The following is a 16,091-nucleotide window of genomic DNA, read 5'->3' as shown; positions in this document are numbered from 1 at the left end:
TTAAAAAATAAAGAGGTATCTCTACAGTCATTTTTGTGACTGAGAGATACCTTTTTTAGCAGCTCAGCTTACTTAATTTTAAATTTTTGGACCGCCTTTTGCAGCTCAGTTGCTTGTTGGCTTAATTGACGAACAACCTCACTGTGGCTTTCCATTTCATTCAGTTGCTCGTCGGCATTTAAACCGATCTCCTGAATCATATGCTGTGCATTGGCAGCAATGAGAGCTGTTTCTTCCACGGAAGCAGATACTTCCTCCGAGCTGGCGGATACTTGCTCTGTTGCTGCGGATACGGTTTGAATCGTAGCGTTGATCTTTTGCATGAGCTCACTTAGCTGGTTAAAAGCGAAACTCGCCTGCTGAACCATTTCTGTTCCCGAGTGAATCTCACGGCTAACCTGGGTCACAGAGTCCACAGATTGCTGCGATACTTCCTGAATGGTAACCAAGTAGTCCGAAATTTCCTGTGTTGCTTCTTTGGATTGCTCTGCGAGCTTGCGAACTTCCCCGGCAACTACAGCGAAGCCCCGTCCATGCTCGCCCGCACGGGCAGCCTCAATGGAGGCATTCAGGGACAACATTTGAATCTGCTTTGTAATATCGAAAATTGCAGAAACGATGCTACCAATAGCTTCTGAGCGTTCATTCATACTATGTATGTATCGAAGCGACTCATCAGCGGCATGTCCTACCTGTGACATTTGAGCTACAGCTTTTTGAGCAAGCGTATTACCGTTAACCGTTTCTTTCGTCGCTTCACTGATTTGATCAGATACATCATTGGCAGAGGAAGCGATATGCTGAACACCTTGAGCAATCTCCTCCATAGCCTGCGCATTTTCAGCAGCAGCAGAAGCGATGCTGTTGCTGCCCTTGGCTACTTCTTCAGCGGCAGCTGTAGAGTCCTGCACTTTTACACTCATAGCCTCAGTCCGACGAAGCAGCTCGTCCGACCCTTTAACAACTGCACCTGATGTAGTAAGCACATGGCCAATCATTTCTTTCAAGTTATGAGACATAGATTGGAAGCTGCGGGCAAGTTGAGCGATTTCATTAACTCCATGAACCTTCGTGTCTTGTGAAAGATCACCTTGGGCAATTTTTTCGCTATGACGAACCAATTCGGCAATGGGCTGTACAACTTTACGTATGACAAGGGTAGAAATAACTCCGCCCAGTATAAGTGTTGTCAGTGTAATACCTATGCAAATCCATAGAATTTGTTGGGATTTTTCCTGTACGAATCCAACATCTTCGTTCACGCCAAGAATCAGATTACTGCCTGATATGGCAAAGAAGGCGGTTTTGTGTACTCCGTGCGAGTCGCTGTAAATGCCACTGATATTCATCTCGCCTTGTTTGGCTTTTTTAATATCCTCAACAGGAACGAGGGTATCCTTGACCTTATATGCTGATTTTACGTTTCGTGCGACAACTTCGGCCTTACCATCATCCTTCAGCACCGCAATATATGCGGATTCTAATTTGAGGGTGTCAACCTTGTCCTGAAGATAAGCTTCCATCTGCATAGCAGAGCTGGAACCAGACCCACTTCCTTGCCCAGCTTGAACAGCTAAGGAAATATTGAGATCCTGATACACATTTTTAGCCCCAGTTTCTAGCAATTGGTCTACTTGAGGCATGACACTGCTATTAATGATACTCATGGAAACTGCATAAAAACTGATGCTGAACAGAAGAGACGCAAAGAGCTGAATGAGCAAAAACATAATTCGTAGCTTTGCGCCAAGGGAACGATTAAAACGCTTCATGAAAATTCTCCTCTCACATGATGGTGATAAAACAGACGAATTGCCCTGCTTGATGTAGGCCGCTTGTCCAATGAGATACTAGACAGCCATGATCTACTTGTTTCCTTTCTTTGCTTGAAGAAAAGACTGAAAATGTTCGGATTCTATGTATATTTCAGCTGTATTCAAGGGACAAGAATGAGAAAGGGAAGTAATCCATGATTTACTAAAAAGTAGGTTAGACCTATTTTACATAATTAACAGACGGTTGAATAGTCATATTTGCCCAAAAACAAACAAAAAATATATAACTATGGTCTTAGGTGTTTAGATGTAAGTTTGATGTAAATTATCAGGAGTAAAAAATTAAAATGCTTTACCTGTGCTTTTATAACTATTGTAAAAAAGAAGGAATATAAGTAGTATAAGGAATGCTACTTTTTACAAGCTTCTTCTAAGCTAGCTTTAGTACGTTCGAATGTGGTCTTCAATATACATATAAAAGGGGTAAAGGCAGTTATGGATCGTGAATTACTTTCTAAGGAAATAAACTCGGAGGTAGAAGGAGAAGATAAACAGGAACCGACTAGAAACAAAGATAAAGCGAATAGAGGAGGCAATCCGTTCAGCCGCCTGTTTGATTTTATCTCAGGTGTATTCACTCCGTGCTTGCCATTGCTAATTGGTGGAGGAATCATTCAGGTGATTGCGCCTGTTTTATTGTTCTTAGATTTTTTTTCTGATACTCAAGTTTCCACTGTTTTAGGGTACATTGGTGGGGTCGTATATTATTTTTTGCCCGTTATGATAGCGGTAAATGCGGCAAGAAAGCTTGGTAGCAATTTATTTAATGCGGCGGCAATTGCGGCCTGCTCATTTCATCCTGGCATTATAGAACTGCTGCAATCCAGCCTAAAAATGAACTCAGACGATTTACCCGTGGTGGAGCCGCAGTATGTTGCTTCTTTTATACTGATCCTTATTGTTGTCTGGCTTGCATCAAAGATTGAAAAGGGATTGAGTAGGTTCGACCGCTATTCTATTCAACTATTGGTCGTTCCGACATTGACGCTTATCATTATTGTGCCTTTATTACTGTTTGTTTTTGGTCCGCTGTGGACGACCCTGGCTCATAACTTGTCAGATGGTCTTGCTTCACTGTTTGACGATGCGGAAGTATTTGCGGGTCTGCTGTTTGGCGGGACGATACCTGTGCTCAATTCTACGGGCATGCAATATATGATGTCGATGAACATAATAGAATCCATAGCTACGAATGGCTATGATTCTATTACTCCTGTTGTTGGGGCAGCAGTTATGGCTCAGGCAGGCGCGGCCTTTGGTGTATGTGTTAAATCCAAAAATGCCAAAGTCAAAACACTAGCTGCTTCCACAGGCATATTGGCTATGTTTGGAATCATTGAACCGGCATTATACGGCGTTAATGTGCGCTTCAAAAAACCGCTTATCGCGGGACTGGTCGGCGGGGCTGTTGGCGGGGCGTGTATGTGTCTGTTTGAAGTGAAATTGACTGCTTTTACAGCCTTATCTGGCTTGCTTAGCTTACCACTGTTTTCCGACGCTACATTTGTTTACGCCATTTTGAGCATGCTGATTTCGTTCGTTACGGCTGGCGTAATTACGTATTTTATGGGCTTTGTGGACGAAAAAGAGGAGCGATCCAAAATTGCATCCGATCCCGCATCAGTGCTTCTTCGGATTTGAATGTGGAAAAGAGCTCTAACAGTTAAGGTGCAGCGACAGCACTTAATTACATCATGAAAGTGTTTACAAAAAATCTTGTCAGCTCAGTGTTTATATGATACTATGATGACAGTTATTCAAAACTGCACAATCATGGATTGTTACTGAGCATATCGGGCAAAACCATAAACAGGCACTTTGTGTCAGTTTTGGTGTTGCCTTTTTTTTACTACTCCAAGCGGCTTAAGGTGATGGAATGAAGATAGCAAAGGTGCTGAATAATAACGTCGTAACGGTCATTGATGAACAGCAGAAAGAATTAGTCATTATGGGAAGAGGAATTGCTTTTAAAAAGAACACAGGCGATGAGATTGAAGAGGAGAAAATCGAGAAAATTTTCAAGCTTGAAAGTACCGAGGTTTCCCGTAAATTGATGACCCTGATGTCTGATATCCCTATTGAGTATGTTGAAATTTCTGATGAAATCATCCAATATGCCAAAACGATACTTGGTGTAGAGTTGCATGACAGCATCTATATTTCGCTGACAGATCATATCCATTTTGCCATAGAGCGTTATCGTTTGGGTATGGACATCAAGAATGCACTTTACTGGGAAATCAAACGAATGTACCGCAAAGAATTCGCGATTGGAACCAAAGCATTACACATGATTCAGGACAAGCTGGGGGTTACACTTCCAGATGATGAAGGGGCGTTTATTGCCTTACATTTGGTGAATGCACAGCTTAACAGTGAAATGCGTGAAACGATAACCCTGACTAATATCGTCAAGGATATCATAAACATTGTAAGTCGCTTTTTTGTAATGGAGCTGGATGAAGAGTCATTAAGCTATTACCGCTTTATTACACATCTCAAATTTTTTGCCCAACGGGTTATGAATGGAACTCCTGTACAAAATACAGATAATTCCCTTCATGATATGGTTAAGGTACAATATAAGGACGCTTATGCTTGTGCGGAAAAAATAAGAGATTATACGACTAAGATCTATGGTCGAAGCTTGTCCCAGGATGAGATGCTGTATCTCACCATTCATATCGAACGCATCATTAAAAATCAATGATTTTATAGATGATCAGGGATTTAGGATTGCTACTTCTAAACCAGAAGGCAAAACCTGAATGCTGAAAGAAGATTGGCTTTTATAAAGCTGTCTGCTTTCTGTATTCAGGTTTTTTTTTATTCCTAATTTTCACACTTTATACCTTAAAAAGAAAAGAGGAACACCCCATGGATCGAAATCAATTATCCAAAGAGATACTTACATTGGTCGGTGGAGAAGAAAATGTAGAGCAGGTCATTCACTGTATGACGCGCTTGCGTTTCAATCTTCATGATGATAAGAAAGCTCAAAAAGAGCAGTTGCAAAAAACGGATGGTGTCATGGGAGTCATGGAGAGTGGCGGCCAGTTTCAGGTGATTATCGGTAATGATGTAGCTAATGTATATAAATCGTTGGTGAGCAACATGTCCAAGGCACCGCAAAGTGAAACAGGCGCAAGCACTGCATCCAAGAAAAAACAAAACCCGATCAGCCAACTGTTCGACTTTATTGCGGGTATGTTTACACCTATTTTGCCAGCGATCACCGGTGCAGGTATGATCAAAGGGATCATTGCCCTATTGGTAGCTATGCACTGGATGTCTGACAAGAGTCAAACCTATACGATTTTAGCGGCAATAGGTGATGGTGCGTTCTACTTCCTGCCTATTATTCTGGCTGTCAGTGCTGCTAGAAAACTCGGCAGTAATATGTTTATTGGTGCGGCGATTGGTGCTTCTATTTTACATCCAGACATTACAGCATTACTGGCTTCGAATGTGAAGGTTAGCTTTATTGGCCTTCCGGTGACAGCGGCCACGTATTCCTCGACCGTTATTCCAATTGTTATCGCGATCTGGCTGGCGTCCTATGTTGAAAAATTCATTGATAAGTATACTCATGCATCACTGAAGTTGCTTGTTGTCCCAACACTGACTTTATTGATTATTGTACCTTTGACTTTGGTTGCTGTAGGGCCGCTCGGCTCTATTATTGGTAACGGCCTGTCTGGTGGTATCTCTTGGTTGTTTGAAAATACAAGTGCACTTGCAGGTCTACTGCTCGGCGGTACCTTCTCCCTGATCATTATGACGGGTATGCACTACGCGTTGGTTCCGATTATGATCGGATCGATTGCAACGCTGGGTTATGACTACATGATTCCAATTATGGGAGCAGCTAACTTGGCTCAGGCTGGTGCTACACTCGGCGTATTCTTGAAATCCAAAAATGCCAAAGTCAAAACAGTGGCCTTCTCCACGAGCTTGACAGCTATTATGGGTGTAACCGAGCCTGCAATGTATGGTGTTAATATGCGGTTTAAAAAACCGTTTACGGCAGCGTTGATTGGCGGAGCTGTCGGCGGGGGCTTTATGAGTTTGTTTGGCACAAAAGCGTACGTCGTTGGGGGACTCGTTGGTTTGCCTGGTCTGGCTATGTTTATTGGACCGACTTTCTTGTATGCAATTCTTGGTCTCATTATTGCATTTGTGGTTGCTACGATTGTTACCTATGTGATCGGTTTTACAGATGAAAAGAACGAAGAAGCGACACAAGCAGCAGATGCTGCTGGCGAGATCTCTACTGAGGAAGTAGCACAATCTGCGATGAGCTCACTGCCAAAAGGTGAGAAAATCCCGGTATTCAGCCCAATTGTGGGTGAAGTTAAACCGCTCAGTGAAGTCAATGATCCTGCATTTTCTCAAGAAATTATGGGTAGAGGATGGGCTATTGAACCCTCCGAAGGTCGGGTTGTTTCCCCAGTTGAGGGCACAGTGTTCTCCATTTCCAAAAGTGGGCACGCTGTAGGTTTGGTGAGTGATTCAGGACTTGAAATGCTCATTCACGTAGGGATGGACACTGTTAAACTAAAAGGACTTCATTTTACACCTCATCTTAAAGCAGGAGATCGCGTAAAGGTAGGCGATCTTATACTGGAGTTTGATCTGGTGGAAATCCGCAAGGCTGGATACGAAACGATAACGCCTGTTATTGTTACAAATGTAGATCAGTTTAGCGAATTGGAGCCCGCAGGGAATCAGCATAAAGTCGTTAAGGAACAAGAACTGTTATATACAGTGATCGTCTAACAGCTAAAAAAATCTACGTATAAATTGAAAACGAATTGTTGTGTTCAGGATAACAAACAGCAAGCCTTCATCTTACGAAGGCTTGCTGTTTGTCGTTTTCATAAAATCTAAGGCTGAAGCAGTTTTATTATTTTTATTTCAATAAAACCTACAAAAATAGTTGGCTTTGTGATATAGTAATCTTCGGATTGAAGGGTCACTTTAGAAAACATCTTACGTATAAGTTTGGAGGAAAAGATATATGGATACCTTCTTTATTATTTTAAATGTTATCGTGCTGCTTGCACTGCTCGGCGTGTTGGTCTGGATGCAGAAAAAGCGCATCTCTTTTACAAAAAGAGTTTTTACCGGGCTCGGCTTCGGACTGATCTACGGGGCTATTCTTCAGTACGCTTATGGGGCTGGCTCAGAGGTCATTACCAAATCGGTCGATTGGTTCAACCTTGCAGGTAATGGTTATGTCCGTTTGCTGCAAATGGTCGTTATTCCGCTTATCATGGTGTCGATTATTTCGGCTATTATGAATTTGAAGGGAAGACAGAACCTAGGCAAAATAAGCGTGTCCATTATTGCAGTGCTACTGATTACAACGGCGATTGCAGCTTCAGTAAGTATTGTAACCAGCCTGTCTTTTGATCTAAAAGCAATTGAGATTCAAAGTGGTGAAAAGGAGCAAGCGCAGGGACTGAAGATGGAAGAACGCCTGGGAACAGTTCAGGATATGACTATTCCACAGCAGGTGCTGGAATTTATTCCTTCGAATCCTTTTGAAGATATGACAGGGGCACGCCGTACATCGACGTTGGCAGTGGTTATCTTCTCAGCCTTTATCGGGGTGGCAGTACTCGGATTGGATCGTAAAAAACCGGAGCAGGCGCAAACCTTCCGCAAAGTGATCGACGCAGTGTACGCTGTAGTGATGCGGATTGTAACGCTGGTGCTAAGATTGACGCCTTACGGTATTTTAGCACTGATCACGAAAGTTGTAGCTACGACAAATCCGGATGAAATCTTGAAGCTGATCAAGTTTGTACTTGCTTCTTATGTGGCTTTATTGGTCATGTTCGTTATTCATCTTATTTTGCTGGCCTTGTTCGGTTATAATCCAGTGACATATGTGAAAAAGGTATTGCCTACGCTGGTTTTTGCTTTTACGTCTCGTTCCAGTGCAGCGACCATTCCATTAAATGTTGAAACACAAACGAAAAAGCTTGGTGTGTCCGACGGCATCGCAAATCTGTCCGCGACCCTGGGTGCAACCATTGGGCAAAACGGCTGTGCGGGTATTTATCCTGCCATGCTGGCGGTCATGATTGCTCCAACGGTGGGCATAGATCCTACAAGCTGGGATTTTATCCTCACACTTATTCTGGTTGTTACGGTGAGCTCGTTCGGTGTGGCAGGTGTAGGCGGGGGTGCCACTTTCGCTTCCCTGATCGTGCTTTCTACCCTGAACCTTCCCGTGGCCTTGGCAGGATTGCTCATTTCGGTTGAACCGTTAATTGATATGGGCCGTACCGCGTTGAATGTTAATGATTCTATTACCGCAGGTCTTATCTCTGGCAAAGTACTCAAGGAGAACGATCAAGACGTGTTCAACAACCATGGCACGGATCTGGATGCAGCGGCACACTCTTAAGTAAAAGATAGACGAATGGTATACACTGCAGCCTCATATCGCATTTATCGCATATGTATATGTAACACATGCAGTGTGCACCTCCATACTCAGAGCCGACCCTAAGGTCGGCTCTTTATTTTGGGCTGGTGGCAGTGTAAATTATAGCTGTTCACAAATCCTAATCTATGATACATTAAAATAATGTTTTTCCGGCTTGTTCGGATGAACCGCGGTTCGCAACCATCCCGCGCTATCAAAACTAGGAGGATTTCATGTTTAATCTGTTATGGGGGGCAGCATTTGTCCTCGTCAATTTTATGTTCTTTTTGCTATGTTATCGGTTGTTTGGTAAAAAAGGGCTATACGCCTGGATTGGCGTTGCTACTGTATTGGCCAATATTCAGGTAACCAAAACCATTGATCTGCTCGGCATTACCACGACATTGGGAAATACAATGTATGTTTCTATGTATATGGCCAGCGATTTACTAAATGAAAAATATGGGCCTAAAGAGGCGCGAAAAGCTGTGTGGTTTGGCTTTTTCACTCTGATTATGACGACGATCACGATGCAGATGGTGCTGTTATTTGAGCCTACTGCAACCGATTTTGCCCAGACACCGATGCAACAGCTCTTCGGATTGTTGCCAAGGCTTGCGCTTGCCAGCTTGACAGCCTATGCGGTCAGTCAATTGCTGGACGTGCGTCTATATGCCTGGATTCGCAAGTTTTTCCCGGAGCGTCATCAGCTCTGGATTCGCGGCAATGGCAGCACGATGATCAGCTCGTTTATAGACACCCTCATTTTCTGTAGCATTGCCTTTTACGGCTATGCGTGGGGGATATGGATCGAACTGCTGTTCACCACCTACATCTTAAAATTTGTACTGACTGCGGCAGGTACACCGATTTTATACATCGCACGTAATTTCCGTTTGATAGAAGAGGAGGGGCAAACCCTCAAGCCTTAATTGGCTTGGGGTTGCCCCTCTTTTTTTTCGTACTTTTAACATATCAATATAAAGAATAGCAATAGATTACCCCAGCACGGTCAGTTCCTTCGGAAAGGAAGTCAGCACTTCAACACCCTCAGAGGTGACCAGAACGTCATCTTCAATCCGCACCCCCCCCAGACCTGGTACGTAGATGCCGGGTTCGATCGTGAACACAAACCCTTCATGAAGCAGATCGTTATTGCCTCCGTGTACAGATGGATATTCATGAACACTCATACCAAGACCATGTCCAACCCGATGGTTAAAAGCAGGGCCATATCCAGCGGCTTCAACAACGGCTCGTGCTGCCTGATCTACGGATGCGCAGGAAACTCCCGGGCGAATGGCGGCAATTCCGGTTTCATTTGAGCGAAGAACCGTATTATATATCGTTTCCAACTCAGTTGACAGCTTGCCAAAGGCAAAAGTGCGCGTAATATCCGAAGCATAACCATCGGAATATACACCCATATCAAACATGAGCAGATCACCGTGTTGCAGCTTGCGGGTCCCTGGGACACCATGTGGCAAGGCTGTTTTGGGTCCAGACAACACTGTAGTGTCAAAGGATGGACCATCTGCACCGAGTTTTTTCATCTGGTATTCGATTTCGGCTACCAACTCGACTTCGGTCACCCCTTCGCGAACATGGGTTAGGCCGTGACGAAGAGCATCTTCCACCAAACGAGCTGCATGCTTCAGACGTTGTACTTCCTCAGGAGTTTTTCTCACGCGCATGTCTTGAAGCACCGGACCCAAGTCAACATATTGAGCAGCGCCAATGGCAGTATGTAGTTGTTCGTAACGGAGGACGGAGACGTGTTCCTTTTCCAGTGCGAATGCTTTCACTCCGGTACCTGTGCGTTGGCGTAACAGATCATACGGATTGTCCGTATCGGTGTGGGTGGATATACGCGTCACCGAGGAAGCAGCTTGGGCAGCTTCTGCGTCCAGGGCTGGTACAATTAGTTCTGGTTCTTGGTCACGAAGCAGCACGAGCCCTAGAAAACGCTCGTGCGGATCACTGGCGAAGCCTGTCAGGTAGTAAATATGTTTGGGATCGGTCACAAGTAGGCCATCCCAAGCTTGTGACTTCAGTTCATCATACAATCTGGTCATTTTATCATTCATAGAGTCTCATTCCTTTCTGTCCATTTATTCATTATAGCTCTTATTACATCATAATTTATATGGCTTATTCTCTTGACTGACTTAATGCTTGCAGATGTGCCTGCACATTCTGATCATAGTAACCACCATGGTAGCAGAGTACCTTATCTACATCCAATACGGTCAGTTTATCAAGGCTCTTCAGAGCCAACGGCATATCCGGCGTAGCCGACTCAGCGGGACCGACCAGCTCACCCTCGACTACACGCAGTTCATCTGCTGCCAACAGCAGCTTGTGTGCAGGCACATACAAGCTGATATGTCCGGGCGTGTGACCAGGTGTATGAATAATCTGTATGCCTCCACCATAAGGCAGATGTTCACCGTCCTCAAGCATATGAGCAAAGCGCAAATCTGGCAGGCGGCGAATCATATCCTCTGCTTGTTGCTTGAGTGCAGGCTCCATCAGATTGATGCGTTCCGGCGTCAGCTTTATAAATGGTCGTTCTCCTGTCATATATGGAATGTCATCCTTATGGGCCAGCAGGGCAGTGTTCGGTAGCAAGTCCAGCAGTGCTTGAACATTTCCGATATGGTCAATATCCTGATGCGTTATAATAATTCTTTTCAGACGGCTTATATCCTCACCCACATCTGAAATAGCTTTGCGCAGAGGCTCCAATTGGCCGAGCATGCCCGAGTCTATCAGTGTAAGTCCATCCTCGTCCTTGAGTAGTACAGGATGAATGATCGAGTGTCCAAAAAAAGGTCCCATAGACACTTCCAAAATCAAAATTTGAGTTCCAATATTCATATTAAGCTGCTTCGGATTCCTTTGACTCCGAAGCATACCTCCCGTCTCATGTTGTTAAATTGGTTAATGCAGTGCTGGCTTATCTTCAAATTCTATTATAAGACCCTTTGGGGTTAATCCGCAAAACAACTCGATATGGCTGTTCCAGCGCTTGTCCTGTACAATAAATAAATCACCACAATAGGGGGGCAGATACGATAATGAACAAGGACCAATCTTTTTCCATTGAAATTGCATGCAGGGAGGATCTTCCCGATATTGTGGATATTTATAATTCTACGATTGCAGGACGAATGGTCACGGCAGACCTGGAGCCTGTGACAGTGGAGAGCCGCATTCCATGGTTTGAAGCTCATCAGGAAAACCACCGCCCTTTGTGGGTACTAAGACAAAAGGGGAACATTGCCGGATGGGCCAGCCTTCAGTCCTTTTATGGCCGTCCAGCTTATAACGGTACAGCAGAAATTAGCATTTATGTCCATGAGGATTCTCGTGGAACCGGCACTGGAAGCCGTCTGGTACAGCATTTGCTAAATGAATGTCCTAGACTAGGAATTACAACGTTGTTGGGGTTTGTATTTGGTCATAATGAACCGAGTATTGCGCTGCTGCGGAAGTTTGGCTTTGAGCAGTGGGGATACTATCCACGTGTTGCCGTGCTGGACAGCATAGAGCGAGATCTGGCTATATTAGGTAAGCGAGTAGATTAATATTGAGCTACACAAAAAGGCTGTCCCCACCATCGTCTCATACACTGTCAGTGTGGCGATTTTGGGAGCAGCCTTTTTTACTTTGTTATTTCTTCGTTTTTAACGCTGAGGTTTAAAACGTACGTTGTGAAAGATTTGATTAAGCACCTCAGAGATCACCAAACCGACTGCTATTGCCCCGGCGATCATGAGTGTGCTCATGGCTAGCTCCAGTGCCTGAGGATAATTATGTTGTACGAACTGGCGCATGGCATTATAAGCCATTCCTCCTGGCACCAAGGGAATCATGCCTGCCACGCTGAAAATAATCACAGGCATTTTGTACAGTCTAGCAAAACCTTGACTGACGATGCCGATAAGGATCGTGGCTAAAAGGCTGGCGCTCACAGGTCCCATGCTATCCGTGGTTGAATAATAGACAAGCCAGCCCAGCATACCGACAAAACCACATTGCAGCAGCGAACGCCGAGGAGCGTGGAACAGTATACCGAAAGCAGCGGTGGCAATAAAGCTTGTGAATAATTGTGCAAGCATAAGCTTGAATCTCCTCCAAATTACATATAAGAAATGATAACTGCAACACCAGCACCAATGGCGAAAGACGTCAAGCAAGCATCTGCACCTTTGGAAAGCCCTGAGACTAGGTGCCCGGACATTAAATCCCGAAGAGCATTTGTAATTAACAAGCCCGGCACCAGTGGCATAACGGAGCCAATGATAATTTTATCCATCATCTGACCCCCGCCGACGATCACTAACAGAGCCGCCAGCAAGCCGATTAGAAAAGATGCAGAAAATTCTGAGAAAAACTTAACCTTAACGAGCCTGTGGAAATATTGTAAGGCTGCAAATCCGATACCGCCGCACAACACAGCTCCGGGGAAATCTCGCCACACTCCACCAAACATGATCATAAAGCAACCGCTGGCCAACGCTGCAGCGATCAGTTGTACACGATTGGAATAGCGGAGGGGACCACGTTCAATTTCCGAAAGCTCTTTTACGGCTGCGCTGGGAGACAAAGTGCCTGCGCTGATTTTACGTGAAATGGAGTTCACCTCGGTCACCTTGTGCAAATCTGTAGTCCGCTCTACGATCCGGATTAGCTTGGCAGGTTCCGAATCATTAATGGCAAAAAAAATTCCAGTGGGTGTTACATAGCTATGGGACTGGGATATGCCATAGGCTGAAGCAATGCGGGACATCGTGTCTTCAACACGATAGGTCTCGGCTCCATTTTGCATCATCAGTTTGCCTGCTAGCAGACAAACCTCAACGATTTCAGGAGTAGGATAGGAATGATTATTCATGCTCGCTCTCTTTCATGCGCCCCAGGTCGTTCGACCCTGTTGTTTTCATTTATTGTAGCACAAAAAGCCGCCTTTTCAGAGGCGGTTAAATTGGGGGAATCTATGGAGTTTATCGAGATTCTATCGTATCGGGAATAACGGTATAGTAGGACTCCTCTAGGTATGTTGCGGCCTCAGACAAGCCCATCAGCCTAAGCTGTCCTGTTACAAAAGCTCGAAGGGCTGAATGGGTGAACAGATGCCGTGTCTGAGCATCCCGAATAAAAGCTAGTCTGGCTTCACGCGAACCGCTGCGGAACAAATCACGTACAGCTTCACCTTGTTGTTCCCAAAGGAATGGCTCCGTTACGTTCAAGAAGTCGCTCTCAATAGAAGAGCTACGCTTTAAAGAAGAAGGTGCCTGAATACCCAAGCCATTCAGTGTAGGAGCAACTTCATTTTGCTTACGCTCTGTTCGCAAGCTGTCGATGTAGGCGGCCATATCTTGAATCGGCAGAATGCCAAAGCGCTCCCGAAAGCATTTGCGTACAAACGCGGTACGTTCATCCACAGCCTGCGGAGGACGCTGACCAGCATGTCCAGAATAGTCTGCTCCACTGGCATAGTATCGTTTTAATGAACTGTTTTCTGTATAAACAACACTTAAAAAATCCTGCAAATGGCGGGCAACCACCCATACCCCTGTCCAATCGACGGGAGAGACGCATACAATCGGAGCCTGTGAAAGGTCCTTTTCAAGACCAAAATCGGTTAAAAAGCCATAATGTATCCCGTCCACTCCAGCGTGGGCAAAAGGAATAACATCAGGCGGTGTAGCCATATATCGCGGAGCGCGGCCTTGTTCCATAATCAATCCCAAATCAAAACTCAGAGAATGCCGGTTCGCTTCAAGCTCCTGTTCAAACTCTATAAGTGCCTCAATCAAAGGTGTGGCTGATCCATAGGCTAGGTTAGAACCGGAATCCATTGTGTATACCTCCCTTATCCAAGTACATCTGTAAAGCGTTCATCCCTAAAAGGTACGTGATTTTACACGAAATGTAAACCTGTATGACGAATATTTTCAAAAATGTGACCTTTTACCCGTGTGCTATCAAAATAAAACGCTTTCGTTCAAATTAGGACAAGATGCCTATGTTAGCGCAGTAGTGAAGTAAAGTGAGTTTGCCAAAATGCAGTCTTTTCAGTGTATGTTATTATCTGAGAAGGGTGAATGACAGATACGGGCTGGGTAGGTCAGGGTGCAACGTAATAGGTCAACGGGTATAATATCAGGACAAGGTATAGAGAAGTGTCATCCAAAGATTTAACAGAAAGAAGTGGGCATATGAACTTGCAAAAGAAGGCTGTTTTTTTTGATGTAGATGATACGATGTACGATCATCTGCACCCTACACGTGATGCATTACGTACAGTATTAGGATTAAGTGAGCGTTTTCCATATGAGGAAGTCTACCACCGTATTCGCTATTACAGCGATTTACTATCGGCTAAAGGAGGACTATTGGAGGGGAAAGCAGGGCAGGAAGAACTGGATGAGATGAGGGAAGGTCGTTTTATTCTGGCTCTACAAGAATTCGGGGTAGATATTACCCGTGAGCAGGCAGTGCATGTCCAACAAGAATACTTGGATCGTCAGTACCGAATTGAGTCTTTTGAGGGGGCTACTTCGTTAATTGATGAATTGAGCTCGGCTGGCTATGTGGTTGGTTTAATTACGAACGGTCTTGAAGAACACCAGATGAGCAAAATTAAAGCCATGACACTGGAAAATCATGTTGCAGCAGAGCATATTTTTGTGTCTGGGACCGTTGGTTATGCTAAACCTGATCCGCGCATTTTCGAAATAGTGAACGAACGGACAGGAACTTTAGCAGAGCATTGCTGCTACATTGGGGATTCCTGGCGTAATGATGTGGCGGGAGCTATAGCTGCAAATTGGCAGGTCATTTGGTTCAATCACAGGAACGCTTTCCCGGAATCTGATGTGTCGGGGGCTTATAAAACCGCGGCAAGTTACACAGAGTTAAGAAAGCTGCTCCTGCCAGACGCACGTTAGACACGGTACATATCGTGTTATCCAAAAGAATCTAACCTATTTTGAAGCTATTTCAAAAGCTGGTCCGTAATACTATTTATCTGTTATAAATCTAACTTCATTTGAAATGGGTAGAACAGAGAAGGAGGGACCCGCGCATGGTAGAACCATGGAGGCAGGCAGACGACATCATAAGTCAAGTGACCGTATATAGTACGGAGGATAATGACCCAGTTACCATTAAAACAGCCACCCAAGGCGTACGCTGTATTGGCATTGGGACAGATGCGGCTGTATTTACACTCGATACGTTGCCAGGCTACGCGTTCAAGGTGTATTCAGACATGGCGATCGAAAAAAAAGATGCAGAAGCCGATGTATATGAGCGTTTGCAAGGGTCTGATTTTTTTCCTCATTATTACGGAAAAGGCGATAAGTATATTGTCATTAGTTACGAATCTGGTGTTACGTTGCTAGATTGCCTGCTGCAAGGAATTCCGGTGCCGGAGCAGGTCATTTTGGACGTGGAAAAGGCGAGGGAATTTGTTCGGTCCAGGGGACTGAATCCCCGTGATATTCATCTCAAGAATGTACTCATGCAAGACGGACGCGCCAAGGTATTAGACGTATCTGAATATGTAAAAGAAGGCGATGACAAGCGTTGGGAGCATTTGGTGTGGGCGTATCATACGTTCTATTCCGGTTTCTCCGAGGTTAAGGTTCCTTCATGGATTTTGGATACGATCAAAAAATGGTATTACAAGCTGGACAACTCCAGCATCAACCTGGAGGAGTTTGCCCAGCGTGCCAGTCAATTGTTTTCTAAATGGAAGTCATAACTGCTGTGAAGAGTATCGAAATACAGACCTAGCCTTCTAT

At 44.6% G+C, this 16,091-nt stretch carries 14 protein-coding genes; 8 read left to right on the top strand and 6 right to left on the bottom strand.

What is annotated here, in order from left to right:
- Nucleotides 1–68: 68 nt before the first annotated feature.
- Nucleotides 69–1,772, bottom strand: coding sequence for a methyl-accepting chemotaxis protein (locus G7035_RS01480; protein ID WP_019686603.1), 1,704 nt, complete (start codon nt 1,770–1,772; stop codon nt 69–71).
- Nucleotides 1,773–2,270: 498 nt separating this feature from the next.
- Between G7035_RS01480 and G7035_RS01475 the strand changes: the two genes are divergently transcribed.
- The 5 genes from G7035_RS01475 to G7035_RS01455 all read left to right on the top strand — a co-directional run bounded on the left by G7035_RS01475 (nt 2,271) and on the right by G7035_RS01455 (nt 9,206).
- Nucleotides 2,271–3,476 carry a PTS transporter subunit EIIC gene (locus tag G7035_RS01475; protein WP_049789177.1) on the top strand — a complete coding sequence of 402 codons (1,206 nt, stop codon included), beginning with the start codon at nt 2,271–2,273 and terminating at the stop codon, nt 3,474–3,476.
- A 235-nt stretch (nt 3,477–3,711) separates the two neighbouring features.
- A complete protein-coding gene (gene licT / locus G7035_RS01470) occupies nt 3,712–4,545 on the top strand; it encodes a BglG family transcription antiterminator LicT (RefSeq protein WP_019686604.1) in 834 nt (277 codons plus the stop codon).
- Nucleotides 4,546–4,712: 167 nt separating this feature from the next.
- Nucleotides 4,713–6,614 (top strand): beta-glucoside-specific PTS transporter subunit IIABC, encoded by a 1,902-nt coding sequence (locus tag G7035_RS01465; protein WP_019686605.1) that lies wholly within the window; start codon nt 4,713–4,715, stop codon nt 6,612–6,614.
- Between the two features lie 241 nt (nt 6,615–6,855).
- Nucleotides 6,856–8,253, top strand: a complete 1,398-nt coding sequence (locus tag G7035_RS01460; RefSeq protein ID WP_016820649.1) for an L-cystine transporter — start codon at nt 6,856–6,858, stop codon at nt 8,251–8,253.
- 254 nt (nt 8,254–8,507) lie between these two features.
- The gene (locus G7035_RS01455; protein ID WP_016820648.1) at nt 8,508–9,206 is read left to right on the top strand and encodes a queuosine precursor transporter; all 699 of its coding nucleotides are present in this window, start codon (nt 8,508–8,510) and stop codon (nt 9,204–9,206) included.
- A gap of 66 nt (nt 9,207–9,272) precedes the next feature.
- On the opposite strand, the gene G7035_RS01450 is transcribed toward G7035_RS01455, so the two are convergent.
- Both G7035_RS01450 and G7035_RS01445 read right to left on the bottom strand, forming a co-directional pair.
- Nucleotides 9,273–10,361, bottom strand: coding sequence for a M24 family metallopeptidase (locus tag G7035_RS01450; protein WP_019686606.1), 1,089 nt, complete (start codon nt 10,359–10,361; stop codon nt 9,273–9,275).
- Between the two features lie 64 nt (nt 10,362–10,425).
- The gene (locus G7035_RS01445) at nt 10,426–11,190 is read right to left on the bottom strand and encodes an MBL fold metallo-hydrolase (protein WP_019686607.1); all 765 of its coding nucleotides are present in this window, start codon (nt 11,188–11,190) and stop codon (nt 10,426–10,428) included.
- 164 nt (nt 11,191–11,354) lie between these two features.
- On the opposite strand from G7035_RS01445, the gene G7035_RS01440 reads away from it, so the two are divergent.
- A complete protein-coding gene (locus G7035_RS01440; protein WP_019686608.1) occupies nt 11,355–11,864 on the top strand; it encodes a GNAT family N-acetyltransferase in 510 nt (169 codons plus the stop codon).
- A 99-nt stretch (nt 11,865–11,963) separates the two neighbouring features.
- Here the strand turns inward: G7035_RS01440 and G7035_RS01435 are convergent, their stop codons facing one another.
- From G7035_RS01435 to G7035_RS01425, 3 genes are all read right to left on the bottom strand, one after another.
- Nucleotides 11,964–12,398, bottom strand: a complete 435-nt coding sequence (locus tag G7035_RS01435) for a threonine/serine exporter family protein (protein ID WP_016820644.1) — start codon at nt 12,396–12,398, stop codon at nt 11,964–11,966.
- A 20-nt stretch (nt 12,399–12,418) separates the two neighbouring features.
- A complete protein-coding gene (locus G7035_RS01430; RefSeq protein ID WP_016820643.1) occupies nt 12,419–13,174 on the bottom strand; it encodes a threonine/serine exporter family protein in 756 nt (251 codons plus the stop codon).
- Nucleotides 13,175–13,283: 109 nt separating this feature from the next.
- Nucleotides 13,284–14,141 carry a hypothetical protein gene (locus G7035_RS01425; RefSeq protein WP_017426580.1) on the bottom strand — a complete coding sequence of 286 codons (858 nt, stop codon included), beginning with the start codon at nt 14,139–14,141 and terminating at the stop codon, nt 13,284–13,286.
- Nucleotides 14,142–14,501: 360 nt separating this feature from the next.
- Between G7035_RS01425 and G7035_RS01420 the strand changes: the two genes are divergently transcribed.
- A complete protein-coding gene (locus G7035_RS01420; RefSeq protein WP_016820641.1) occupies nt 14,502–15,233 on the top strand; it encodes an HAD family hydrolase in 732 nt (243 codons plus the stop codon).
- A 137-nt stretch (nt 15,234–15,370) separates the two neighbouring features.
- On the top strand, nt 15,371–16,051 hold the full coding sequence (locus tag G7035_RS01415) for a protein kinase family protein (RefSeq protein ID WP_016820640.1): 681 nt from the start codon (nt 15,371–15,373) through the stop codon (nt 16,049–16,051).
- Nucleotides 16,052–16,091 lie beyond the last annotated feature (40 nt).

This window comes from Paenibacillus polymyxa, from assembly GCF_015710975.1.
GTDB classification, from domain to species: domain Bacteria; phylum Bacillota; class Bacilli; order Paenibacillales; family Paenibacillaceae; genus Paenibacillus; species Paenibacillus polymyxa.
The sequence above is the reverse complement of the archived record's forward strand: the minus strand, read 5'-3'. Positions and strand labels throughout refer to the sequence as shown.

What these genes read in the sequence shown, in the direction of transcription:
- G7035_RS01480 (WP_019686603.1), bottom strand. Translation starts at nt 1,772, where the DNA reads ATGAAGCGTTTTAATCGTTCCCTTGGCGCAAAGCTACGAATTATGTTT.
- G7035_RS01475 (WP_049789177.1), top strand. Translation starts at nt 2,271, where the DNA reads ATGGATCGTGAATTACTTTCTAAGGAAATAAACTCGGAGGTAGAAGGA.
- licT (WP_019686604.1), top strand. Translation starts at nt 3,712, where the DNA reads ATGAAGATAGCAAAGGTGCTGAATAATAACGTCGTAACGGTCATTGAT.
- G7035_RS01465 (WP_019686605.1), top strand. Translation starts at nt 4,713, where the DNA reads ATGGATCGAAATCAATTATCCAAAGAGATACTTACATTGGTCGGTGGA.
- G7035_RS01460 (WP_016820649.1), top strand. Translation starts at nt 6,856, where the DNA reads ATGGATACCTTCTTTATTATTTTAAATGTTATCGTGCTGCTTGCACTG.
- G7035_RS01455 (WP_016820648.1), top strand. Translation starts at nt 8,508, where the DNA reads ATGTTTAATCTGTTATGGGGGGCAGCATTTGTCCTCGTCAATTTTATG.
- G7035_RS01450 (WP_019686606.1), bottom strand. Translation starts at nt 10,361, where the DNA reads ATGAATGATAAAATGACCAGATTGTATGATGAACTGAAGTCACAAGCT.
- G7035_RS01445 (WP_019686607.1), bottom strand. Translation starts at nt 11,190, where the DNA reads ATGCTTCGGAGTCAAAGGAATCCGAAGCAGCTTAATATGAATATTGGA.
- G7035_RS01440 (WP_019686608.1), top strand. Translation starts at nt 11,355, where the DNA reads ATGAACAAGGACCAATCTTTTTCCATTGAAATTGCATGCAGGGAGGAT.
- G7035_RS01435 (WP_016820644.1), bottom strand. Translation starts at nt 12,398, where the DNA reads ATGCTTGCACAATTATTCACAAGCTTTATTGCCACCGCTGCTTTCGGT.
- G7035_RS01430 (WP_016820643.1), bottom strand. Translation starts at nt 13,174, where the DNA reads ATGAATAATCATTCCTATCCTACTCCTGAAATCGTTGAGGTTTGTCTG.
- G7035_RS01425 (WP_017426580.1), bottom strand. Translation starts at nt 14,141, where the DNA reads ATGGATTCCGGTTCTAACCTAGCCTATGGATCAGCCACACCTTTGATT.
- G7035_RS01420 (WP_016820641.1), top strand. Translation starts at nt 14,502, where the DNA reads ATGAACTTGCAAAAGAAGGCTGTTTTTTTTGATGTAGATGATACGATG.
- G7035_RS01415 (WP_016820640.1), top strand. Translation starts at nt 15,371, where the DNA reads ATGGTAGAACCATGGAGGCAGGCAGACGACATCATAAGTCAAGTGACC.